Origin of the sequence: Streptomyces thermolilacinus SPC6, assembly GCF_000478605.2 — a bacterium.
In the GTDB taxonomy this organism is placed as follows: Bacteria; Actinomycetota; Actinomycetes; order Streptomycetales; family Streptomycetaceae; genus Streptomyces; species Streptomyces thermolilacinus.
The window spans coordinates 2,974,941-2,997,283 of record NZ_ASHX02000001.1 but is presented as its reverse complement, the minus strand read 5'-3'; the positions used below and the strand labels follow the sequence as shown (position 1 = coordinate 2,997,283).

Here is a 22,343-nt window from a genome sequence, read left to right as displayed (position 1 = left end):
TCTGCGGAGCCGTGGTGGCTCCTGGCGGCGGTGCACCGGATGCCGGGACCGGCCCGGCCCAGGGGGAGAGGGCCGGTCCCGGCGGGGTCGTCAGGAGAGCGTGGGGACGATCTCGCGGACCTTGGCCGCGATCTCGGCCGGCAGCGGGGCGTAACCGGCGTCGGAGAGCAGCTTCTGGCCCTCGTCGCTGACCGTGTAGTTGAGGAACGCCTTCAGGGTCGGCAGCGTCTCCGCCTTGTTGCCCTTGTCGCAGGCGATCTCGTAGGTGACGAGGATGATCGGGTACGCGCCCTCGGCCTTGGTCTTGTAGTCGAGGGACAGGGCCAGGTCGTTGCCCGTGCCCTTGATCTTGGCGGCGGCGATGGCCTTGGAGGCGTTCTCCGTGGTGGCCTCGACCGGCTGGGCGGCGCCCGTGTTCAGCTTGACCGTGCTGATGCTGCTGGCCTTGGCGTAGGAGAGCTCGAAGTAGCCGATCGCGCCGTTGGTGTCCTTGACGGCGGCGGCGACACCGGAGGAGCCGTTCGCGGCCTGGCCGCCGGGGGCGGGCCACGATTTGGTCTTCGGGTCGTGCTTCCAGTCGGCCGGGGCGGCCTCGCTCAGGTACTTGCCGAGGTTCTGCGTGGTGCCGGACTCGTCGGAGCGGTGGAAGGCCTGGATCGCCACGTCGGGCAGCTTGACGCCCGGGTTCAGCTTGGCGATGGCGGGGTCGTTCCACTTGGTGATCTTCGAGTCGAAGATCTTGGCGAGGGTGGAGGCGTCGAGGACGAGGCTGTCCACGCCGTCCAGCTTGTAGCCGATGGCGACGGGGCCGCCGACCATCGGGAGGTTGATGCCCTTGCCGCCCTTGCAGATCTTCTGCGACTCGGCGACCTCCTCCTCCTTCAGCGCGGAGTCGGAGCCGGCGAACGCGACCTGGCCCTGGTTGAACTTGGTGATGCCGCCGCCGGAGCCGATGGCCTGGTAGTTCACCTCGACGCCGGAGCAGGCGGCCTGGAAGTTCTTGACCCAGAGGTCCATGGCGTTCTTCTGGGCGGTCGAGCCCGCCGCGAGAAGCTGGCCCTTCGCGCCGTCGCACTTCACGTCCGAGGCGGCCGTGGGCTTCTTCTCCCCGCTCGGGTTCGTGTTGTCGTCCGAACCACACGCCGTGAGAACCAGGGCGCCGGAGACGGCGAGGGCGCCGAGCGCGGTGGCGCGAAGCCCGGTCTTGCGATGAAGCTTCACTTTCGGGTGTTCCTTCCAGTAACCGCCGAGCTGGTGGCCGTAGGGGGCTGGTCGTGGTGATCCATGTCCATGGCCGGTTGTACGACGGCGTGTGTCGGGGTGGGTGGTGGTGGCGTCTGTCGGTCACCTTGTACGGCCGAAATTAGGCAGATCAGGTGAAGCGGCCGACGGGGGAGAGTGAACGCCAGGTGAACCATGTCGTAAGTGCCGGTGAGGGTCCCTGTCGGTGTTTGCCACGGTGGGTCTGTACCCCTGGTGCCCCGCGCATCGGATCCGTCACCTACAGCGTCGCGAGGAACCAGGTGACCAGGCGCCGGTCCTGCGGGTGGGACAGCAGGTCGCGCGCCTCACCGGGCGGGAGCCAGCGCAGGGTGTCCACCTCCTTGCCGGGCACGAAGGTGCCGGGGCCCGCCTCGGCGGCCCAGTACGTGACCACCTTGTGGCGCTCGCGCACCCGGTAGCGGACGGTGCCCAGGCGGACGCCGGGGCGGCAGGCGTGGCCGGTCTCCTCCCGTACCTCGCGCACGGCCGCCGAGAGCAGGTCCTCGCCGGGCTTGAGCTTGCCCTTGGGGAAGGACCAGTCGTCGTACTTGGGGCGGTGGATCAGGCACAGCTCGACGGGGTCGGCGGCTGCGGCTGCGGCTGCGGTGGGGTCGGCGGCTTCGGCTGTGGTGGCGTCGGCGTCGGTGCGGGTGGGCGAGCCGGGCGCGCGGCGCCACAGGACGCAGCCGGCCGCCCGTACGACACCGGGGCCGCCGCCGGAGGCGCCCGTACCGCCGCCGGGCCGGGGGCCGCCGCCCGTACCGCCGCCGGAGCCCTTCGTGCCGCCCGCGGGGCCGCCCGCGCCGCCCGTCATGGCGTGGTCACCGCCGTGCGGCGCCAGGCGCGGTGGAAGGCGATCCGGGCGGCCTCCACCTCGTGCCGCTGGTCGGCGTGGAGCACGCCGAGCGTGTACGCGGTCGCCGGGGCGATGCGCGGCGTACGGGCGGCGGTGGCCGCGGCCGCGGCGGCGTCGGCGGCGTCCCGGTGCCGGTCCAGCGCGGTCGCCGCCTCGTACAGCTCGGGCACCGGGGCGCACCGTACCTCTAAGGCGTACCGGTGCAGCCGCAGCAGCAGCCGCACCTGGTGCCAGGGGCCGTCCTGGTGCTCGCCGCCCACGGCGGGGCTCATCGGCAGGGCGGCGACCGCGTCCAGGAGGCGCCGCTCCACCGTCTCGGCGGGGACCGGCAGGATCTCCTCGGCGGGCGACTTCGCGGCGGGCCCGAACGGCACCTCCGACGCCAGCAGCGCCACCGCGTCGGCCACCGCGTGGAACCGGGACGAGCCCAGCGCCTCCAGGGCCGCCGAGTGGGCCCGGGTACGGGCGAGGGTGATCTGCCGCTCCAGCAGGGCTCCCGCGCGGGCGGCGCCCATCGCGATCGTCTCGCCCGCGCCCCGCGCGCCGGAGCCACCCGTACGGGAGCCCCTCGGGGCCGGTACGGGCCCGCCGGTCAGCCGGGACAGGGCGTCCACGAGCCGGACGAGCCGGGAGGTGCAGGCGTGCTCCTGGGCGAGCGTGCCGGACAGCCAGGCCAGCTCGGAGCGCAGCCCGTCCGCCCACGCCCCGTCGAGGACCGGGCGGAACGTGTGCAGCGTCCCGCTGATGCGCCGGGCGGCGGCCCGCAGGGACCTGGTGGCCTCCTCCGCGCCGGCCGTGTCCGTGCCGCTGCTCTCCGTGTGGGTGCGCAGGGCCCGCAGGAAGTCGTTCGCCCGGGCGTGGAGGTACGGCGCCAGGACCTCACCGGCGGTCGCCTGGTGGTGGTCAGGGTTGTGCACGTCGGCGCCTCCGGGCGTCTATGAGCATCTCCTGGACGTGCCGCAGGGGCCGGCCGTCCGCGTCGGTCGCGTGCCGCGTCCACTCGCCGTCGGGGCCGAGGTGCCACGACGCGGTCGAGTCGGCCATGCCGGTCTCCAGCAGGCGGGTGAGGGTCGCGCGGTGGGCCGGGTCGGCGACCCGCACCAGCGCCTCGATGCGGCGGTCGAGGTTGCGGTGCATCATGTCGGCGCTGCCGAGCCACACTTCGGGCTCGCCGCCGTTGCAGAAGGCGAAGAGGCGGGAGTGCTCCAGGAACCGGCCGAGGATGGAGCGGACCCGGATGTTCTCCGAGAGCCCGGTGACGCCGGGGCGCAGCGCGCAGATGCCGCGGACCCACACATCGACGGGGACTCCGGCCTGGGAGGCGCGGTAGCAGGCGTCGATGACCGCCTCGTCCACCATTGAGTTGACCTTGATGCGGACGTACGCCGGGCGACCGGCCCGGTGGTGGACGATCTCGTTGTGGATGCGCGAGACGAGGCCGTCGCGCAGCGACTTGGGCGCGACGAGCAGGCGCCGGTAGGTCTCGCGGCGGGAGTAGCCGGACAGCCGGTTGAACAGGTCCGACAGGTCGGCGCCGACCTGCGGGTCGGCGGTGAGCAGGCCGAGGTCCTCGTAGAGGCGGGCGGTCTTGGGGTGGTAGTTGCCGGTGCCGACGTGGGAGTACCGGCGCAGCAGCTCGCCCTCCTGGCGGACGACCAGCGACAGCTTGCAGTGGGTCTTGAGGCCGACCAGGCCGTACACGACGTGGCAGCCTGCCTCCTCCAGCTTGCGGGCCCACTTGATGTTGGCCTGCTCGTCGAAGCGGGCCTTGATCTCGACCAGGACGAGGACCTGCTTGCCGGACTCGGCGGCGTCGATCAGGGCGTCCACGATCGGGGAGTCGCCGGAGGTGCGGTACAGCGTCTGCTTGATGGCGAGGACGTCCGGGTCGGCGGCGGCCTGCTCCAGGAACGCCTGCACGGACGTGGAGAAGCTGTCGTACGGGTGGTGCAGCAGCACGTCCCGCTCGCGCAGGGCGGCGAAGATGTCGGGCGCGGACGCCGACTCGACCTCGGACAGGTCGCGGTGCGTCCCGGCCACGTACTTGGGGTACTTCAGCTCGGGCCGGTCCTGCCCGGCTATCCCGAACAGGCCGGTCAGGTCGAGCGGCCCCGGCAGCGGGTACACCTCGGCGTCGGAGACCTTCAGTTCCCGTACGAGCAGGTCGAGGACGTACGGGTCGATGGACTCCTCCACCTCCAGCCGCACCGGCGGGCCGAACCGGCGCCGCATGAGCTCCTTCTCCAGGGCCTTGAGCAGGTTCTCGGCGTCGTCCTCCTCGACCTCCAGGTCCTCGTTGCGGGTCACCCGGAACATGTGGTGCGCCAGCACCTCCATGCCGGGGAACAGCTCCTCCAGGTGCGCGGCGATGACGTCCTCCAGCGGCACGTACCGCTGCGGGGACGCCTCCAGGAACCGCGGCAGCAGCGGCGGCACCTTGACGCGCGCGAAGTGGCGGTGGCCGCTGACCGGGTTGCGGACGACGACGGCCAGGTTGAGCGAGAGGCCGGAGATGTACGGGAAGGGGTGCGCCGGGTCCACGGCGAGCGGGGTGAGGACCGGGAAGATCTGCTGCCGGAACAGCGTGAACAGCCGCGCCTGCTCCTTCTCCGTCAGGTCGGGCCAGCGGATCAGGTGGATGCCCTCGTCGGCCAGCGCGGGCGCCACGTCCTGCTGGAAGCAGGCGGCGTGACGGGCCATCAGCTCGCGGGAGCGGGTCCAGATCAGGTCGAGCACCTCGCGGGGCTGGAGCCCGGACGCGGAGCGGGTGGCGACGCCGGTGGCGATGCGGCGCTTCAGGCCGGCGACCCGGACCATGAAGAACTCGTCCAGGTTCGAGGCGAAGATCGCGAGGAAGTTCGCCCGCTCCAGGAGGGGGGTCGTGGAGTCCTCGGCCAGTTCGAGCACGCGCTCGTTGAAGGCGAGCCAGCTGCGCTCGCGGTCGAGGAACCGCCCCTCGGGCAGCTCGGCGCGCACGCCGTCCACGTCGTACGCGTCGAGGTCGGCGTCGATGTCCGGCGCGAGCCCGGAGGCGGGCGTGCCGCCGGGCCGCCGCGCGGCTATGGACCCCGCGGACGGCTGCTGCGCGTGCGGGGCGGACGGCTGTACCTGCGGGACCGGGACCTCTGCGGGCTGCTGGCTCATGACACCATTCTTCCGCGCCAGAGGCAGGTCAGGCGCGTCGGAGCGGGCCGTGAAGGCGGACACGGCGGGCTTCATTGGCCGAGCTTCGCAAGCGTGTCTGAATGATCGGTAACGAGGACGTGACGTCCCGGGTGCGTCGGGGTGCGGGCGGAGTGTGCACAGGGCGTGTCCGCCCCTCACCCACGGTGGCCGCCCTCCGGCGCCGGGCCCCGGCGTCCGGCCCCGCGGAACGCGCTCCGCGGACCCGCGCGGCCCCCGCGCCGGGCGGCGACCGCGGTCGTACGCGTGGCCCGGGCGAAGGGCTGGCAGCGGGTCCACGCCGAGAGTGGTGTGGTCGTCTACCGGCGGCCGGGCTGAGTGGTTCGTACACTGGCGGGCATGGCATGCCGCATCAGCGAGTTGGTCCTGGACGCCGCCGATCCCGAGCGGCTCGCCGTGTTCTGGAGCGAGGTCCTCGGCTATGTCGAGCTGGGCCGGGAGGACGACGGCAGCATCGAGATCGGGCCGCCCGACGCCGGGTTCGGCGGGGCGCAGCCGACCCTGATCCTCAGCCCCAGCACCGCCCCGCGGGCCGGGAAGCTCCCCCTGCACATCGACGTCAACCCCACCGACCGGGACCAGGACGCCGAGCTGGAGCGGCTGCTCGCGCTCGGCGCCAGGCCCGTGGACATCGGCCAGACCGGCGCCGAGAACTGGCACGTCCTGTCCGACCCCGAGGGCAACGAGTTCTGCCTGCTGCACCGCAGGCTCGAGCCGCTGGCCCCGTAGGGGCTCGACGCGGCCAGGAGGACGACCGAGGGGCGCCGTCACGGGACGGCGCCCCTTCCGGCTGTTCCGGTCAGGTCTCCGTGCGGTACATCAGGTCCACCTCGTGGGTGGTGAAGCCCATGCCCTCGTACACGCGCAGCGCCGCCGGGTTGTCGGCGTCCACGTAGAGCATCGCCGTCGGCAGGCCCTGCGCGGCGAGGTGGCGCAGGCCGATCGCGGTGAGCGCCTTGCCGAGGCCGCCGCCCTGCGCGTCGGGGGAGATGCCGAGCACGTACACCTCGCCGAGCCGCTCCTCGGCGTGGGTCTTCGTCCAGTGGAAGCCGACCAGGGCGCCGTCGGACTCGCGCTCGGCGAGGAAGAAGCCCTTCGGGTCGAACCACGGCTCGTTCTTCCGGTCGTCCAGGTCCCGCTGGGTCAGCGCGCCCTGCTCCGGGTGGTGGGCGAACGCGGCGGCGTTGACCGCGAGCCACGCGGCGTCGTCCTGGCCGGGCACGAACGTACGGACCGTGATCCCGGGCGGCAGGACCGGCTCGGGGATGCCGAGCGGGGCCAGCGGGCGGCGCAGCTGGCGCAGCTCGCGGAAGAGCGTGAGGCCCAGCACCTGCGCCAGGTGGCGGGCGGCCGACTTGCCGCCGTGCGCCCAGACCCGCAGCCGCTTGCCGGACTCGGCGAGCAGCGCGGAGCCGAGCGCCCGCCCGTGGCCGCGGCCGCGCATCGCGGGGTCCACGACCAGTTCGGCGGCGGGGGCCTCGACCGGGTCGGTGTCCTCGAGCTGGGCATAGCCGACGAGCCGGTCGGAGACGAGGAGCAGCAGGTGCCGTACGCCTTCCCGGCGGCCGCCGCCCTCGCCGGAGTCGCCGCGCGCCGCGATGAAGGCTTTCAGCTGGAGCCTGCCCTGCTCGGACACCGCCTGCATGCCGTCGGTGCGGGCGGCGTCGGCGAGCAGGTCGAGGACGTCCTGGGCCTGGTCGGGGGTGAGCTCGTCGAGGATCTCGATGCGGCGTCCCGCCTCGGGGGCTGTTGCGCGAACGTCAGTGGTCATGGATACGAGCGTAGGCCCTGTCTTTGGGGACGGCCCGGCTTCGTGGGGGTGGTGGTACGAGGTCGTCGCCGCCGGCCGGGCGGCACTCGCGCCGTACGGTCGGACGCGGGCGCGCGGGACCGCGCCGGGGCCCCGTCGTACGGTCACGCGCGCGCGCCGGGTCCGCGCCCGTACGGTCACGCGGGAAGGAAACCCGGCCACCACGGCGGCACGTTGTCCGGGCAGAACGAGGCGGGGTGGTCGTCCGGCATGCCGAGCCGGGTCACGGCGAGCCACGTGAACCACAGGCTGAACGCGAGCCCCGCGGCCGGCGCCGCCCCGCGGTGACGCCGTCCCAGGGTGCGGTACAGGGCCGTCCACGGGACCGCGGCGGCGATCCACAGGAGCGGGGTGAGGAACAGCAGGGTCAGGTTGTTGGCCGACGCGTTGACGCCGATGTCGCAGGCGGCCCACGCCTTCCCGATGGCGGTGAGGGACACGGCCGCGGTCAGGCCCCCGAAGAGCACGCCCGAGCCGGCGCCGCCGAGCCCGGACCCCTTCGACGCTGTCGTCCCCATGACGCCCTCCCCTGGTCGTAGGCGCGGAGAGTGCCAACCGCGGCCCGGCCGGAGCATGGCCTGATCCTTGCGGTCCGGCGCGGGTGCGGCGCGCCCGGAAGCGGCAGGTGATGGCAACCAGGTCGTAACCCGATCCCCCCTGTTGCGCTACGCGCGTTGACCTTAGGCTGCGCTCGGCAGACCAGGAGCCATGGCCTCGGCGTCACTTGACGACACATAAGGTCATGTGGTGTCAAAAGGGGAAAAGCGGACAGATGGCAGTGACACGACACAAGAAGCGGACGGGGCGGCGGATACTCGCCACCGCGGCCGGAATCGCCACCCTCGGCGCTCTCGTGGCGGCGCTCCCGGCCGGTGCGGCCGAGGAGAGCGGCGCGAGCGACTGGACGTACGGCAAGAAGGCGACTGGCCGCACCGTCGACGTGCAGCTGCTCTCCTTCAACGACCTGCACGGCAACCTGGAGCCCCCGGCCGGCTCCTCCGGCGAGGTCACCCACCGCCACGAGGACGGCACCACCGAGAAGATCAAGGCCGGTGGCGTCGAGTACCTCGCCACGCACCTGCGCGAGGCCCGCGAGAACAACCCGTACTCGATCACCGCGGCTGCCGGTGACATGATCGGCGCCTCCCCGCTGATCTCCGGCCTGTTCCACGACGAGCCGACCATCGAGGCGCTCAACAAGCTGAAGCTCGACGTCAGCTCCGTCGGCAACCACGAGTTCGACGAGGGCGCGGCCGAGCTGGCCCGCATCCAGAACGGCGGCTGCCACCCCACCGACGGCTGCGCCGAGGGCACCACGTACGAGGGCGCCCAGTTCCCCTACCTGGCCGCCAACGTCACGGACGAGAAGACCGGCAAGCCGGTCCTCGACCCCTACTTCATCTGGGAGAAGAAGGGCGTCCGCGTCGGCTTCATCGGCGTGACCCTGGAGGGCACCCCGGGCATCGTCAACGCCGAGGGCATCAAGGGCCTGAAGTTCGGCGACGAGGTCGAGACGATCAACAAGTACACGAAGATCCTGGAGCGCCGGGGCGTCAAGTCCATCGTCGCCCTGATCCACGAGGGCGGCGCCCCCGCCTCCTCCGCGTACAACTACGACTGCGACAGCCCAGGCCCGGGCGACGGCATCTCCGGCCCGGTCGCGGAGATCGCCAAGAAGCTCAGCCCGCAGGTCGACGCCCTGGTCACCGGCCACACCCACCAGGCGTACGCCTGCACCATCCCGGACCCGGCGGGCAAGCCGCGCACGGTCACCTCGGCGGCCTCGTTCGGCAAGCTGTACACCGACACGACCCTCACGTACGACCGCGCCACCAAGGACATCGTCCGCACGGCCGTCGCCTCCGCGAACCACGTCGTCACCCGTGACGTGCCGAAGGCCGCGGACATGACGGACCTGATCACCAAGTGGAACGCCCTGGCCGCGCCGATCGCCGGCCGCCCGGTGGGCCACATCGCCGCGAACATCGACGGCCGCGGTTCGAGCGCGTACGAGAAGCCGCTCGGCAACCTGATCGCCGACGCGCAGCTGGAGGCCCTCGCCCCGGCCGACAAGGGCGGCGCGCAGATCGCCTTCATGAACCCGGGCGGCATCCGCGCCGACCTGGTCCACGCCCGCTCGGGCACCGAGGCGACGGACGGCATCGTCACGTACGGCGAGGCGTACACCGTCCAGCCGTTCACCAACATGATGACCACCGTCGACCTGACCGGCGCGCAGATCATCACCGCGCTCCAGCAGCAGGTCAGCGGCTCCAACGAGGCCTCCCCGAAGATCCTCCAGGTCTCGAAGGGCTTCACCTACACCCTGGACATGACGAAGACCGGCGCCGCCCGCGTCGACGTCTCCTCGGTGAAGCTGAACGGCCTGCCGCTGGACCCGGCCAAGACCTACCGCGTCGCGATGAACGAGTTCCTCTCCGGCGGCGGTGACGGCTTCGCCGCGCTCGGCCAGGGCGCCAACAAGCTGGTCGGCGCCTCCGACCTGGACGTCTTCATCGCCTACCTCGGCGCGCACTCCTCGGCGGACGCCCCGCTGACGCCGCCGGCGGCCGACCGGATCACGGTCGTCAAGTAACACGCCGTACGAAGCGGGGGCGGGCCCATCCGGGTCCGCCCCCGCTCCGCGTCCCGCCGCCTTCTCTGTGTGTCGCGTACGCGTCATAATCCGGCGCATGGCCCTGACCCGACGCGGCTTCCTCACGGCCGCCACCGGCACCGCCCTCGCCCTCGGCGCCTCCCCGGCCCGCGCCCGCGCCCGCACCCTCGGCCTCCAGGACTGGATGGGCGCCCACCCCGACGCGGCCCCGCTGCGCGCCCTCACCATCCCCGGCACCCACAACTCCGCCGCTCCCGCCGGGGGCCTCTGGGTGGCCTGCCAGAACACGAGCGTCGCCCAGCAGCTCGACAGCGGCGTCCGCTACCTCGACATCCGCTGCCGCGTCACCGGCGACTCCTTCGCCATCCACCACGGGGCGTACTACCAGAACCAGATGTTCGGGGACGTCCTCGCCGCCTGCCGCGCCTTCCTCGCCGCGCACCCCACCGAGACCGTCCTCATGCGGGTCAAGCAGGAGTACTCCGAGGAGAGCGACACGGTCTTCCGCCAGGTCTTCGACCGCTACCTCGACACGAAGGGCTGGCGGCCCCTCTTCCGCATCGGCGGAGGACTGCCCCTCCTCGGCGAGGCCCGGGGCCGGGTCGTCCTCCTCGCCGACAACGCGGGACTGCCCGGCGTCCGCTGGGGCGACGGCGCCCTGTTCGACGTGCAGGACGACTACATGGCCGAGCCCACCGCGAAGTGGCCGAAGATCGAGGCACACTTCCGCAAGGCCGCCACGCAGCCCGGCCGGCTGTACGTCAACCACGTCTCCACCGCCGCGCTCCTCCCGCCGCGCTGGAACGCCGACCGCCTCAACCCCCGCGTCCACACCCTCCTCGACAGTGCGGAAACCACCACCTGGCGCGGCCTGGGCATCATCCCCATGGACTTCCCCAACACCCGCCCCGGCCTGATCGCCTCACTCCTGCGGCACAACTGACCCCGGCGGCGGTGTCGGTGCGCCCGGGAGGCGGATCTCCGCGCGGGTGCCGCCGCCCTCCGCGCGGGTCAGGGCCACCGTGCCGCCCGCCTGGCGGACCGTACGGGCCACGATGGACAGGCCCAGGCCCGAGCCGGGGAGCGAGCGGGCCGACGGGGAGCGCCAGAACCGGTCGAAAACGTACGGGAGTTCCTCCTCCGCGACGCCCGGCCCGTGGTCCCGCACCGTCAGTACGCCGTCCACCAGGCGGACCTCCACGGTGCCGCCCGGCGGGGAGAACTTCACCGCGTTGTCCAGCACGTTCACCAGCGCCCGCTCCAGCGCGGCGGGCTCCGCCCGTACGAACCAGGGCCGCACGTCCCGGGTGAACTCCAGCTCCGGGCCCCGCAGCCGCGCCCGGCCCAGCGCCTGGTCCAGCACCTCGTGCAGCGCGACCACCTCCAGGCGGCCCTGCGCCACCGCGTCCGGCCTCGCCAGCTCCTGGAGGTCGCCGATCAGCGCCGCCAGCTCCGTCATCTGCGCCTTCACCGACGCCATCAGCGCCCGCCGGTCCTCCACCGGGATCGCCCGGCCGGTCTCCTCGATCCGTGCCAGTAGTTCCACATTGGTCCGCAGCGACGTCAGCGGCGTCCGAAGTTCGTGCCCGGCGTCCGCGATGAGCTGCCCCTGCCGGTCCCGGGACGACGCCAGCGCGGCCGTCATCGCGTTGAACGACCGCGAGAGCCGGGCGATCTCGTCCTCGCCCTCCACCGGGATGCGCACCGTCAGGTCCTCGGTGCGCGCCACGTGCTCCACCGCGCCCGTCAGCCGGTCCACCGGCTTGAGACCGGCCCGCGCCACCCACAGGCCCGCCGCGCCCGCGCCGACCACACCGATCCCCGCCAGCGCGGTCAGCAGCAGCGCCAGCCTGCTCAGCGCCGCGTCCACCTCCGTCAGCGGCCGCGCCAGCGACACGGCGACGGTCACCCGCTGCGCCACCCCCGGCACGGTCACCGTCTCGCGGACCGTGTGCACCCGCACGGCCTCGCCGCTGTCCGTCGACGACGTGTGCAGCGCCTCCTCGGCCCGCCCCGCCGCGACGTCCATGTCCTCCCGCGTCACCCGCACCGCCCGCGAGTACCGGGCCACGCACCGCTCGCCGTCCGCCCCGACCAGCTGCGTGTACGCGAAACCGGCCTGGCCGGGCGCGGGCGGCTCCGGCGACACCCCGGCCCGGCACCGCACCAGCGCGTCCACCACCTGCTCCCGCGGCGCCGCCGTGTTCTCCAGCGACCGGTCCAGCTCGTCCCGCAGCTGCTCCCGGGTGAGCAGCCAGGCCGCCACCGACACGGCCGCCACCGCCACCGCCACGGCCAGCGACGTCAGCAGCGCCAGCCGGGAGCGCAGCGGCAGCGCGCGGAAGCGCCGTACGGGACCGGGCGCCGGCGGAGGCACGGGGTCCTGGCTCACTCGCCGCCGCCCTCCCGCAGCACGTACCCCACGCCGCGCACCGTGTGGACCAGCCGGGGCTCGCCGCCCGCCTCGGTCTTGCGGCGCAGGTACATCACGTACACGTCCAGGGAGTTGGAGGTCGGCTCGAAGTCGAAGCCCCACACGGCCTTGAGGATCTGCTCCCGGGTGAGGACCTGGCGCGGGTGCGCCAGGAACATCTCCAGCAGGGTGAACTCCGTCCGCGTCAGCTCGACCTGCCGCCCGCCGCGCGTCACCTCACGCGTGGCCGGGTTCATCCGCAGGTCCCCGAAGGCCAGCACCTGGCCGGGGCCGTCGCCCCCGCCCGGCCCCGACGCGCCCGCCGCGTACGAGCTGCGCCGCAGCAGCGCGCGGATCCGGGCGAACAGCTCGTCCAGCTCGAACGGCTTCACCAGGTAGTCGTCGGCGCCCGCGTCGAGGCCGGTGACCCGGTCGCCGACCGTGTCGCGGGCGGTGAGCATCAGGATCGGCACGGTGGAGCCGGACGCCCGGATGCGGCGGGCGGCGGTCAGCCCGTCCATGCGGGGCATCTGGATGTCCAGGACGACGAGGCCGGGCGCGTACGTCCCGATCTTGTCCAGCGCGTCGAGGCCGTCGACGGCGGTCAGCGTCCCGTACCCCTCGAAGGCCAGGCTGCGGCGGAGCGCTTCGCGGACGGCGGGCTCGTCGTCGACGACGAGGATGCGGTCGGGCTCGGCGGTGGTGTTCATGCGGATCAGCGTCGCACGTGCGTCAGGCGCCGCGAAGGGCGTCCAGACGGGCCTTGAGGGTGTTCACGGGGATCGCGAACCCCAGCCCCACGCTGCCCGCCGCCGGGCCCGTGGCGCCGCTGGGGGCGTACATGGCGGAGTTGATGCCGATGACCTCGCCCCGCATGTCGGTCAGGGCGCCGCCGGAGTTGCCCGGGTTGAGGGACGCGTCGGTCTGGATCGCCTTGTACGTCGCCTTGTCCGTCGTTCCGCCCGTCGTCCCGTACGTCGTTCCGCCCGTCGTCCTCGGCGCGTCCGTGCTGTCGTACGGCCCGCCCCGGCTCTCCGGGCCGCCGTCCCCGCCGACCCTCACCTCCCGGTCGAGGGCGGAGACGATGCCGCTGGTCACCGTGCCGGTCAGGCCCCCGGGAGAGCCGATCGCGACGACCTGGTCGCCCACGCGGACCCGGGAGGAGTCGCCGAGCACCGCCGCCTTGAGGCCCTTCGCGCCGCGCAGCCTCAGCAGCGCCAGGTCCGTGCCGGCGTCACCGCCCACCACGTCGGCGGTGTACGCCGTGCCGTCCGCGAGCCGGACCCGGACCTCGGAGGCGCCGGAGACCACGTGGTGGTTGGTGACGACCTCGCCGTCCGCCGAGATGACCACCCCGGAGCCGGTGGACCGCCCCGAGCCGGTGGCGGCCTCGATCTCCACGATGCTGGGCGACACGTCCCGCGCGACCCCGGCGACCGTACCGGTGCCCGACCGGGCGAGCGCCGTCCCGGCGACCTGGGCGGGGGCGGCCGCCGTGGCACCGCCGACGAGGTTCTGCGCCAGGGCGCCCGCCCCGCCCCCGAGGGCGGCGGCCGCGAGCGCGGCTGCGGCGATCAGCCCGACCGTCCGCCCGGCCCTGCGGCGCCGCCCGTGCCCGGCGGCGGACTGCGGGTACGCGGGCGGCGGCGGGCAGACCGGTCCGGTGCGGAACCCGGCGTACGGCTGCGGTCCTTCGTTCCCCTGCGGGGCGGCGCTGCGTTCCGTCATGCCACCGACTGTGTCGCGCGAAGATGAGAGGTTCCTGAAGGCACCCTGAGAGCGGCCCGAGAAGCGGGTACGCACGGGCCGTTCCAGGACTGCTCTGGCGGCTGGACGCGCGCGGTCGCGGCCGGGCGGCTACGCGCCGCGCGGCCGCGCCGGTGGCCCTACGCGCCGTCGCAGCCGCAGCTGCGGCGGATCACCAGCGCCGACGGGAACGACTTCACCCGCTCCCGGCGCGTCGCCGACACCTTCAGCCCGTCGTCCAGCACCAGGTCCACCGCCGCGCGGGCCATCGCGGGCCGGTCCGAGGAGATCGTCGTCAGCGGCGGGTCCGTCAGCGCCGCCTCCTTCACGTCGTCGAACCCGGCCACCGCCAGGTCCCCCGGCACGTCGAGCCGCAGCTCCCGCGCCGCGCGCAGCACGCCGATCGCCTGGTCGTCCGTGGCGCAGAAGATCGCGGGCGGCCGGTCGGGGCCCGACAGGATCTTCAGGGCCGTCTCGTACGCGTCGTACCGGTTGTACTCCGCCTGGTACAGCCGTCCCTCGATGGAGCGGCCCGCCTCGCGCATCGCGCGGCGCCAGCCCTCGATGTGGTCGGCCACCGGGTCGCCGACGGACGGCGTCGCCTCCGTGCCGCCGAGGCACGCCACGTACGGGTGGCCGTGCTCCAGCAGGTGGCGGGTGGCGAGCTGGGCGCCGCCGATGTCGTCGGTCACCACCGCCACGTCGTCCAGCGCCTCCGGGCGCTCGTGGAGCAGGACGACCCGCGCGTCCCACGCCTCGATCTCCTGCGCGGCCCGCTCGCTCATGCCCTGGCTGACCAGGATCAGACCCGCGACCCGCATTCCCAGGAACGCGCGCAGGTAGTGGATCTCCCGCTCGTCGCGGTAGTCCGAATTGCCGACCAGGACCATTTTCCCCCGGTCGGCGGCGGCTCTTTCCACGGCGTGCGCCATCTCCGCGAAGAACGGCTGCCGAGCGTCGGGGACGATCATGCCTATGAGGTCGGTGCGCCGCGACGCCATCGCCTGGGCAACCCGGTCGGGCCGGTAGCCCAGCTCCTGGATGGCGGCGAGGACACGCTCGCGCGTGGCCGGGGCGACCGGCCGGGGTCCGTTGTTGATGACGTAGCTCACGACCGCGGTGGAAGTACCCGCAAGTCGTGCCACGTCGTCCCGCGTCACCTTGGCCACGCGCGGCAGTCTACGCGGGGTGACCTACCTCTGGGCAGGTCGTGCGGCCGCTTCCCGTGGATCTTTCCCTTCCGCCATCCGGAGGACTTCCGGCGCCGCCTCCTTGCCGTGGGCCTCCGCGTGTGCTCCGGCACGTGCTCCGGTCCGGGCTCCCGCGCGCGGCTCGGCCCGCGCCACGCCCCGCGCCTCGTCGGCGGCGCGCTCCGCCTTCTCGGGCGCCACGAACCGGTACCCGACGTTCCGTACGGTGCCGATCAGCGACTCGTGCTCGGGGCCCAGCTTGGCGCGGAGCCGCCGCACGTGGACGTCGACCGTGCGGGTGCCGCCGAAGTAGTCGTACCCCCACACCTCCTGGAGGAGCTGCGCGCGCGTGAAGACCCGGCCCGGGTGCTGCGCGAGGTACTTGAGCAGCTCGAACTCCTTGAAGGTGAGGTCCAGGACCCGGCCCTTCAGCTTGGCGCTGTACGTCGCCTCGTCCACCGACAGATCGCCGTTGCGGATCTCCATCGGGGAGTCGTCGGCGGTGATCTGCTGCCGGCCCATGGCGAGCCGCAGCCGCGCCTCGACCTCCGCCGGCCCCGCCGTGTCGAGCAGCACGTCGTCGATGCCCCAGTCGGCCGTGACGGCGGCGAGACCGCCCTCGGTGACGACCAGGAGCAGCGGGCAGCCGGGGCCCGTGGAGCGGAGCAGCTGGCACAGCGACCGCACCTGCGGCAGGTCGCGGCGGCCGTCCACGAGGATCACGTCGGCGCCGGGGGTGTCCACAAGGGCGGGGCCCTCGGCGGGCGCCACCCGCACCTGGTGCAGCAGCAGCCCGAGTGCGGGGAGCACCTCGGTCGACGGCTGGAGCGCGTTGGTCAGCAGCAGCAGAGAGCTCATCGTGTCCCACCCGCCAGGGTCGCCTGCGTGGCCTCGGTCGCCCCGGGCTCCTGGATGGCCCGGGGCGTCGTCCTGCTGGTCGTCGTCCGGTCGTGCGCGGTCGGCTCGCCCATAACGTCGGTTCCTCCTCGGTCCGTGCGAGGACGTTGCGGCACTGCTTCCTTCTCGGTCCTGCGGCGGCCCTTGCGCCTTTGAGAGCGATCGTTCACCCGTCCGTAACAAAGGCGGGAAAACACAAAAGGACCCGGGGGCTGCATTGCCGGGTCCTCTCCCAGCAACAATAGCCCACATGAGATCCCGGACAGAGGGCCTATTTCACAGTGTGGATGTTTCCTCGCTCACGTGCGGCCCTCTGGATGAAACCTTGCGCATGTCTTTGCGGACTCCTGACGGAGTGCTTCTGGAGGCCCGGTACGACCCCTGCGCCGCCGGCCCGGCGGACACGGCGGTCGTCGTGGCGCACGGGTTCACCGGGTCGGTGGACCGCCCGGCGCTGCGCCGCGCCGCGGCAGTCCTGGCCCGGCACGCGGCGGTCGTGACCTTCTCCTTCCGGGGCCACGGCCGCTCCGGAGGGCGCTCCACGGTCGGCGACCGGGAGGTGCTGGACCTCGCGACGGCGGTGGCGTGGGCGCGGGAGCGCGGGCACGCGCGCGTGGTGACACTCGGGTTCTCCATGGGCGGCTCGGTGGTGCTGCGGCACGCGGCGCTGTACGGGGAGCGGGGGATTGACCCGAACGGGGAGTCGGGGGCGGGCACGTACGGGGTGGGGCGTGCTGGGCGCGCGGCGGGGCGTACGGACGCCGTGGCCGCCGTGAGCGCGCCCGCGCGCTGGTACTACCGGGGTACGGCCCCGATGCGGCGCGTGCACTGGCTGATCACCCGCCCGGCGGGGCGGCTGGTGGGCCGGTACGGCTTCCGCACCCGGATCCACGACCGCGACTGGGACCCCGTACCGCTGTCGCCGGTGGAGGCGGTGCCGCTGATCGCGCCGACGCCGCTGCTCGTGGTGCACGGCGACCGGGACCCGTACTTCCCGGTGGACCACCCGCGGGCGCTGGCCGCCGCGTCGGGCGGACACGCCGAGCTGTGGCTGGAGCGGGGCATGGGGCACGCCGAGAACGCCGTGGGGGAGGAGCTGCTCACGCGGATCGCCCGCTGGCTGACGGGAGCGCCGGGAGGGACGGGGGCGGCGCCGGGCGCGTGAGGGGCGTGGGCGCCGGGCGCGTCGGGGGCGTGAGGGGCGTGGCCCATCATGGAGGTCTGACGAAAGGAGCCCTCCATGGCAGCGGGAACGATCCGCTACTGGGCCGCGGCCAAGGCCGCCGCCGGTACCGCCGAGGAGCCGTACGCCGCCGAGACCCTCGCGGAGGCGCTGGACGCCGCCCGCGAACGGCACCCCGGGGAGCTGGTCCGGGTGCTTCAGAGGTGCTCGTTCCTGGTGGACGGCGACCCCGTGGGGACGCGCGGGCATGAGACGGTACGGCTGGCGGAGGGCGGCACGGTAGAGGTGCTCCCGCCGTTCGCAGGAGGGTGAGCCGCACAGCATGAGCAGCGATCAGCAGTACGACCCGAGTGTCGCGCAGACCTGGCAGGGCCAGACCTGGGACACGAGCTACCAGCCGGCCGTCCAGGCGGAGCCGCCGCGGGAGCCGCGGGCGGACGACACGATGTACCTGTCGTCGCCGCACGGCCCGGGCGTCCACCCGCTGCCCCCGGAGGCCCCCGGCGCCCAGCGGGCCCAGGCGCCCGACGCCCCGACGGCGTACCTGCCCCCGGTCACCGGCCAGGGCCCGGCGCCGTACGGTCACCAGGGCGCCCAGGCGTACCCGCCGGGCGGCCAGGGGTTCGACGCGCCGACGGCGTACCTACCGCCCGTCACCGGTCACGGGCCCGCGCCGCACGGGCAGCCGGCCGCGCACGGGTACGACGCGCCGACGGCGTACCTGCCGCCCGTCACCGACCAGGGCCCCGCGCCGCACGGGCAGCCGGGCGCACCGGCGTACGCGGGCGCACCGGCGTACGACCAGGCGCCCCGCCCGCCCGCCGCACCCGCCGCGCAGGCTCACGCACCCGGCGCCCACGGCGCACCCGGCGCCCACGGCACCCACGGCGCCCACGGCGCACCCGCCCCCGAGGTCCCGGCGGCAGCCGCCACCGCCTCCGAGCCCGGGTACAGCGCCCCCACCACGCTCGGCAACACCCGCATCACCGACGCCCAGCGGGCCCGCGCCGAGGGACGGTCCCCGATCATCGACCCGGGCATCCAGCCCGCCGGGCTCACCGCGCTGCTCGGCGTCCTACTCGCCGGGGGCGCCGCCCTCGGCGAGTACGCGCTGCTCGTCCCGGTGCTGCTGCTCCAGGCGGTCACCGCCGCCGGGTGGTTCCGGCTCAACGGCATGTGGCCCGCCCGCCAGGGCATCGCGCTGGCCTTCCTCGGCGGCGCCGTCGCGGACGCCGCGCTGCTCGCCGCGGGCCGGGAGCACGCGCCCGCCGCGATCCTCGGCACCCTCGGCGTCTGGGTGCTGCTCGTCCTCGTCCTCCAGCTGCGCAGCCACGCGGCGGCGGAGGAGCGGATGTACGGACTGATGGCGACCGTCGTGTCCTCGGCGCTCGCCGTCGTGGCCGCCGGTTTCCTGGCCGCCGACCGGGACGCGGTCGTCGTCGGTGCCCTGGCCGTCGCCGCGGCCACGGTCGTCCGCGCGCTGCCGCTGCCGGGCCCCGCCTCCCTCGTCGCCGCGCTGCTCGCGGGCGCGGGCGCCGGGTTCGTGGCCGGTGCCGTGACCGGTCTCGGCGCCGTCGCCGCCGTACTGGGCCTGGGCGCCGGGCTGTGCGCGGCGATCGGGCTGCGGGTGGCCGCGTACGACTACCCGTCGCGGTTCGTCCACATGACGGCCGGGGTCGCGCTGCCGCTCGCGGTGGCCGCCCCCGCCGTGTACCTGCTGGGGCGCGTGCTCGTCTGACGTCCTGCCCGCCCCCGCGGGTGTGACGGGTGTGACGCGTGTGACGTCCGAGGCGCCGGGGAACCATTGTCCGGCCCTCGGACGTCGATCATTCAGTTGTCGGGGGGCCGGGCACCAACTGGGCGGGGGAAACACCGAGCCATGCGAGCACTGCGCACACTGCTGATCATCGCCGTCGTCCTCGGCGGGCTGTTCACCATCGCGGACCGGCTGGCGGTGGCCGCCGCCGAGAGCGAGGCGGCCGACCGCGTCCAGGCCCGGCAGGGCCTGTCCACGGCGCCGGACGTGGCGATCCGCGGCTTCCCGTTCCTGACGCAGATCATGGGCGGGGAGCTGGACCAGGTGGACGTGGCCATGACGGGCGTCGAGGCGACGGCGGGCGGCCGCACGGTCCGGGTCGGCGAGCTGAACGCCGAACTGCGCGGCGTACGCCTGGAGAACGGCTACTCGCGCGCGGTCGCCGCGTCCGCGACGGGCACGGCCCGCATCTCGTACGAGGAGCTGCGCAAGGCGTCCGACAACGACGTCGTCCTCGGCTACGGCGGCGACGGCAAGCTGAAGGTCACCGGCAGCATCGAGCTGCTGGGCCGCAAGGTGACGCGCAGCGTGCTGTCCACGGTGAGCGTCGTGGACGGCGACACGCTGCGGGTGCGGGCCGACAAGGTGCCGGGCGAGGGCATACCGGGCGTCGAGGAGCTGGTCCGGGAGCGGACCGACTTCGACCGCCAGGTGAAGGGCTTCCCGGCGGGCCTGAGGATCGAGCGGGTGGAGGCCACGCCCGACGGCCTCCAGATCGCGGTGACGGGCCAGAACGTGGTCCTGGCGGGCTGACCCGCCCCGGCTCCTCCCGGCCGTTCCCGTACGGGGCGCCGCCGCCTCCGGCCGCTCCCGTACGGGCCGCCTCCCGGCCTCTCCCGTGCAGGTCGCTGCCCGGCCCGGCCCTCCCGAACCGGCCGTTCCCGAACCGGACGCGCCGCCGGCCGGGCCCGTGACGGCCGCCGCGCGGAGCCCCCGTACCACCGCGTTCCCACATGGCGAGACGGACCCGTCCGCCCCCTAGACGAACTGCGGGAACGCCCCCGGCGCGACCGGCTCGGAGCCCGTCCCGGGGGCGTTCGCGTCCCGCCATGCGGATGTTCTCGTCTCACCATGCGACACGCCGGTGACACGGCCGCCTGTCCGTCCCTACGATCGGACCCATGATGAAGCGACAGGCGGACCTCACGAAGCGGCGGGCAGTAGACCTGTGCCGCGTCGCCGCCATGCTCTGTCGCACTGTCTGAGCGGGCTCTCTCACCCCCGCGTTTTTCGGCCCTTCCGCCCTGGGGGGCCTTCCGTGCGCCGTAGCCGCCCCGCACCCTCGTACGCGTAGAGCGCTCGGCGCGACGTGTCGCATCCGCATCATCCCGCCGCACACTGCCCCGGAGGAGAAGACAGCATGAGCCGCAGCGACGTCCTGGTAGACGCCGACTGGGTCGAGGCCCACATCGACGACCCGAAGGTCGTCATCGTCGAGGTCGACGAGGACACCTCGGCGTACGACAAGAACCACATCAAGAACGCCGTCCGGATCGACTGGAAGTCCGACCTCCAGGACCCGGTCCGCCGCGACTTCGTGGACCAGGAGGGCTTCGAGAAGCTCCTCTCCGCGAAGGGCATCGCCAACGACGACACGGTCGTCCTCTACGGCGGCAACAACAACTGGTTCGCCTCGTACGCCTACTGGTACTTCAAGCTCTACGGCCACGAGAGCGTGAAGCTCCTCGACGGCGGCCGCAAGAAGTGGGAGCTCGACTCCCGCGACCTGGTCGACGGCTCCGAGGTCCCCAGCCGCCCGGCCACCGAGTACAAGGCCAAGCCGCAGGACACCTCGATCCGCGCCTTCCGCGACGACGTCGTGGCCGCCATCGGCAGCCTGAACCTGGTGGACGTCCGCTCGCCCGACGAGTTCAGCGGCAAGCTCCTCGCCCCGGCCCACCTCCCGCAGGAGCAGTCGCAGCGCCCCGGCCACGTGCCGTCCGCCCGCAACATCCCGTGGTCGAAGAACGCCAACGACGACGGCACGTTCAAGTCGGACGAGGAGCTGCGCGCCCTCTACGCCGACGAGCAGGTGGACCTGGCGAAGGACACGATCGCCTACTGCCGCATCGGCGAGCGCTCCGCGCTGACCTGGTTCGTCCTGCACGAGCTGCTCGGCCAGGAGAACGTCAAGAACTACGACGGCTCGTGGACCGAGTACGGCTCCCTCGTCGGCGTGCCGATCGAGCTCGGCCCCGCCAAGTAATCCGCCCCATCCGCCCCACCCGCGACGCGTAAGGACAGGTACGACATGTGTGGAGCCCAGGCCGGCGGCCCCGACGCCTCCGCGATCAAGCCCGGTGAGACCACGATCCAGGGGCAGGTGACCCGCGACGGCGAGCCCGTGACCGGCTACGTCCGGCTGCTCGACTCGACCGGCGAGTTCACCGCCGAGGTCCCGACGTCCGCGACCGGCCAGTTCCGGTTCTACGCGGCGGAGGGCACCTGGACCGTCCGCGCCCTCGTGCCCGGCGGCACGGCGGACCGGCAGGTCGTCGTCCAGACGGGCGGCCTCGCCGAGGTCGCGATCGCCGTCTGATCCGGCGGTACCCGAACGGCCGAGGGGCCGCACCTCCTGGGGGTTGGACGCTTTCCGGGACTTGAGGTGCGGCCCTTCGGTCTGCCCGCGGACGGGGCCGGGGCCATACCCTGAAGGTGTGTACGCACGGCGTCGGCGCACCTATTTCGTGCTGATGGGCACGTGCCTGGCCCTCTTCGTCAGCGCGTGGTCCTTCGTGCGGCTGTGGTCCGTGGAGGCCGCCGTCGGGATGGCGTTCGCCGCTATGCTCCTGCCGCCGCTCGCCTCCTGGGCGGCGAACCGGCGGGGGCCCGACGACCGCTGGTGGGACGACCCCAGCGGGGACCCGCAGTCCGACGAGTGGTGGGACGAGCTGGACGGCAAGAGGAAGCCGGGCCCGTAGACCCGGCTTCCCGGGGAGCCCTAGTAGACGAGGGCCTGGACCCCGTCCTCCATGATCTCGCTCAGGAACACCTGGGCGCCCGCGATCCGCACGCCCTCGATCAGGTCCGCCTCCGTGATCTCCCTGCGGGCCGCGCACTGCGTGCACAGCGTGATCCGGCCGGCCGCCTGGACCGACGCGATCAGGTCGGGCAGCGGCGCGGCGTGCGGCAGCTCGAACCCGGCCGCCTTGCCCGGCAGCGCGAACCACGAGGACTCGCCGGTCAGCCAGAGCGACACCTCGACGCCGCTGGCCGCCGCCACCGCCGCCACCGTGAACGCCTGCGAGCACCGCTCCGGGGCGTCGGCCCCCGCGGTCACCTTGATCACGAGCTTTTTCGCCATGTTCCGAACTGTAATGCGCGTGCGTACAACCCTGCTCTGCCTGTACATGTCAGTGAGTCGTACAG

The 22,343-nt window shown here is 73.5% G+C and carries 23 protein-coding genes; 11 read left to right on the top strand and 12 right to left on the bottom strand.

Going from position 1 to position 22,343, the window contains the following annotated elements; translation table 11 throughout:
* Positions 1-90 precede the first annotated feature (90 nt).
* From pstS to J116_RS12840, 4 genes are all read right to left on the bottom strand, one after another.
* Positions 91-1,221: a phosphate ABC transporter substrate-binding protein PstS gene (gene pstS / locus J116_RS12855; RefSeq protein WP_023587483.1), complete on the bottom strand. Its 1,131-nt coding sequence runs from the start codon at positions 1,219-1,221 to the stop codon at positions 91-93.
* A 280-nt stretch (positions 1,222-1,501) separates the two neighbouring features.
* Positions 1,502-2,077: an NUDIX hydrolase gene (locus tag J116_RS12850; RefSeq protein ID WP_023587482.1), complete on the bottom strand. Its 576-nt coding sequence runs from the start codon at positions 2,075-2,077 to the stop codon at positions 1,502-1,504.
* Positions 2,074-3,036 (bottom strand): CHAD domain-containing protein, encoded by a 963-nt coding sequence (locus J116_RS12845; RefSeq protein WP_023587481.1) that lies wholly within the window; start codon positions 3,034-3,036, stop codon positions 2,074-2,076. Before J116_RS12845 ends, J116_RS12850 begins: the two co-directional genes overlap by 4 nt.
* Positions 3,023-5,263, bottom strand: a complete 2,241-nt coding sequence (locus J116_RS12840; RefSeq protein WP_028963999.1) for an RNA degradosome polyphosphate kinase — start codon at positions 5,261-5,263, stop codon at positions 3,023-3,025. The genes J116_RS12845 and J116_RS12840 overlap by 14 nt, the downstream gene beginning before the upstream one ends.
* A 378-nt stretch (positions 5,264-5,641) precedes the next feature.
* Here J116_RS12840 and J116_RS12835 point away from each other — a divergent pair, with 378 nt between their 5' ends.
* Complete coding sequence (locus J116_RS12835) at positions 5,642-6,031, top strand: VOC family protein (protein ID WP_023587479.1); 390 nt, start codon at positions 5,642-5,644, stop codon at positions 6,029-6,031.
* Positions 6,032-6,101: 70 nt separating this feature from the next.
* Here the strand turns inward: J116_RS12835 and mshD are convergent, their stop codons facing one another.
* Both mshD and J116_RS12825 read right to left on the bottom strand, forming a co-directional pair.
* Positions 6,102-7,073 (bottom strand): mycothiol synthase, encoded by a 972-nt coding sequence (gene mshD / locus J116_RS12830; protein WP_023587478.1) that lies wholly within the window; start codon positions 7,071-7,073, stop codon positions 6,102-6,104.
* Positions 7,074-7,249: 176 nt separating this feature from the next.
* Positions 7,250-7,630 (bottom strand): hypothetical protein, encoded by a 381-nt coding sequence (locus J116_RS12825; RefSeq protein ID WP_023587477.1) that lies wholly within the window; start codon positions 7,628-7,630, stop codon positions 7,250-7,252.
* A gap of 254 nt (positions 7,631-7,884) precedes the next feature.
* Here J116_RS12825 and J116_RS12820 point away from each other — a divergent pair, with 254 nt between their 5' ends.
* Together J116_RS12820 and J116_RS12815 are read left to right on the top strand one after the other, a co-directional pair.
* On the top strand, positions 7,885-9,708 hold the full coding sequence (locus tag J116_RS12820) for a bifunctional metallophosphatase/5'-nucleotidase (protein ID WP_028963997.1): 1,824 nt from the start codon (positions 7,885-7,887) through the stop codon (positions 9,706-9,708).
* 97 nt (positions 9,709-9,805) lie between these two features.
* Entirely contained in the window at positions 9,806-10,672 is an 867-nt protein-coding gene (locus tag J116_RS12815; protein ID WP_023587475.1) for a phosphatidylinositol-specific phospholipase C, read from the top strand.
* Here the strand turns inward: J116_RS12815 and J116_RS12810 are convergent.
* From J116_RS12810 to J116_RS12790, 5 genes are all read right to left on the bottom strand, one after another.
* A complete protein-coding gene (locus J116_RS12810; RefSeq protein ID WP_023587474.1) occupies positions 10,652-12,121 on the bottom strand; it encodes a sensor histidine kinase in 1,470 nt (489 codons plus the stop codon). The genes J116_RS12815 and J116_RS12810 overlap by 21 nt on opposite strands.
* Positions 12,118-12,852 carry a response regulator transcription factor gene (locus J116_RS12805; RefSeq protein ID WP_023587473.1) on the bottom strand — a complete coding sequence of 245 codons (735 nt, stop codon included), beginning with the start codon at positions 12,850-12,852 and terminating at the stop codon, positions 12,118-12,120. The genes J116_RS12810 and J116_RS12805 overlap by 4 nt, the downstream gene beginning before the upstream one ends.
* 22 nt (positions 12,853-12,874) lie before the next feature.
* Complete coding sequence (locus J116_RS12800; protein WP_028963994.1) at positions 12,875-13,870, bottom strand: S1C family serine protease; 996 nt, start codon at positions 13,868-13,870, stop codon at positions 12,875-12,877.
* 158 nt (positions 13,871-14,028) lie between these two features.
* Positions 14,029-15,057 carry a LacI family DNA-binding transcriptional regulator gene (locus J116_RS12795; RefSeq protein WP_023587472.1) on the bottom strand — a complete coding sequence of 343 codons (1,029 nt, stop codon included), beginning with the start codon at positions 15,055-15,057 and terminating at the stop codon, positions 14,029-14,031.
* Between the two features lie 24 nt (positions 15,058-15,081).
* Positions 15,082-15,936, bottom strand: coding sequence for a winged helix-turn-helix transcriptional regulator (locus J116_RS12790; RefSeq protein ID WP_023587471.1), 855 nt, complete (start codon positions 15,934-15,936; stop codon positions 15,082-15,084).
* A 289-nt stretch (positions 15,937-16,225) separates the two neighbouring features.
* Between J116_RS12790 and J116_RS12785 the strand changes: the two genes are divergently transcribed.
* The 8 genes from J116_RS12785 (at position 16,226) to J116_RS12755 (ending at position 21,895) form a co-directional block, all read left to right on the top strand.
* Positions 16,226-17,140: an alpha/beta hydrolase gene (locus tag J116_RS12785; RefSeq protein ID WP_028963993.1), complete on the top strand. Its 915-nt coding sequence runs from the start codon at positions 16,226-16,228 to the stop codon at positions 17,138-17,140.
* A gap of 75 nt (positions 17,141-17,215) precedes the next feature.
* On the top strand, positions 17,216-17,470 hold the full coding sequence (locus J116_RS12780) for a MoaD/ThiS family protein (RefSeq protein ID WP_023587468.1): 255 nt from the start codon (positions 17,216-17,218) through the stop codon (positions 17,468-17,470).
* A gap of 10 nt (positions 17,471-17,480) precedes the next feature.
* Positions 17,481-18,896 carry a hypothetical protein gene (locus J116_RS28535; RefSeq protein WP_023587467.1) on the top strand — a complete coding sequence of 472 codons (1,416 nt, stop codon included), beginning with the start codon at positions 17,481-17,483 and terminating at the stop codon, positions 18,894-18,896.
* 141 nt (positions 18,897-19,037) lie between these two features.
* Positions 19,038-19,727 carry an LmeA family phospholipid-binding protein gene (locus J116_RS12770; protein ID WP_023587466.1) on the top strand — a complete coding sequence of 230 codons (690 nt, stop codon included), beginning with the start codon at positions 19,038-19,040 and terminating at the stop codon, positions 19,725-19,727.
* Positions 19,728-20,095: 368 nt separating this feature from the next.
* Positions 20,096-20,179, top strand: coding sequence for a putative leader peptide (locus J116_RS31505; protein ID WP_361657456.1), 84 nt, complete (start codon positions 20,096-20,098; stop codon positions 20,177-20,179).
* Positions 20,180-20,334: 155 nt separating this feature from the next.
* On the top strand, positions 20,335-21,180 hold the full coding sequence (locus J116_RS12765) for a sulfurtransferase (protein ID WP_023587465.1): 846 nt from the start codon (positions 20,335-20,337) through the stop codon (positions 21,178-21,180).
* A gap of 45 nt (positions 21,181-21,225) precedes the next feature.
* Positions 21,226-21,513 carry a DUF1416 domain-containing protein gene (locus J116_RS12760; protein ID WP_023587464.1) on the top strand — a complete coding sequence of 96 codons (288 nt, stop codon included), beginning with the start codon at positions 21,226-21,228 and terminating at the stop codon, positions 21,511-21,513.
* Between the two features lie 118 nt (positions 21,514-21,631).
* Positions 21,632-21,895, top strand: a complete 264-nt coding sequence (locus tag J116_RS12755; protein ID WP_023587463.1) for a DUF3099 domain-containing protein — start codon at positions 21,632-21,634, stop codon at positions 21,893-21,895.
* Between the two features lie 20 nt (positions 21,896-21,915).
* Here the strand turns inward: J116_RS12755 and J116_RS12750 are convergent, their stop codons facing one another.
* A complete protein-coding gene (locus tag J116_RS12750) occupies positions 21,916-22,278 on the bottom strand; it encodes a DsrE family protein (protein ID WP_023587462.1) in 363 nt (120 codons plus the stop codon).
* Between the last annotated feature and the right edge of the window lie 65 nt (positions 22,279-22,343).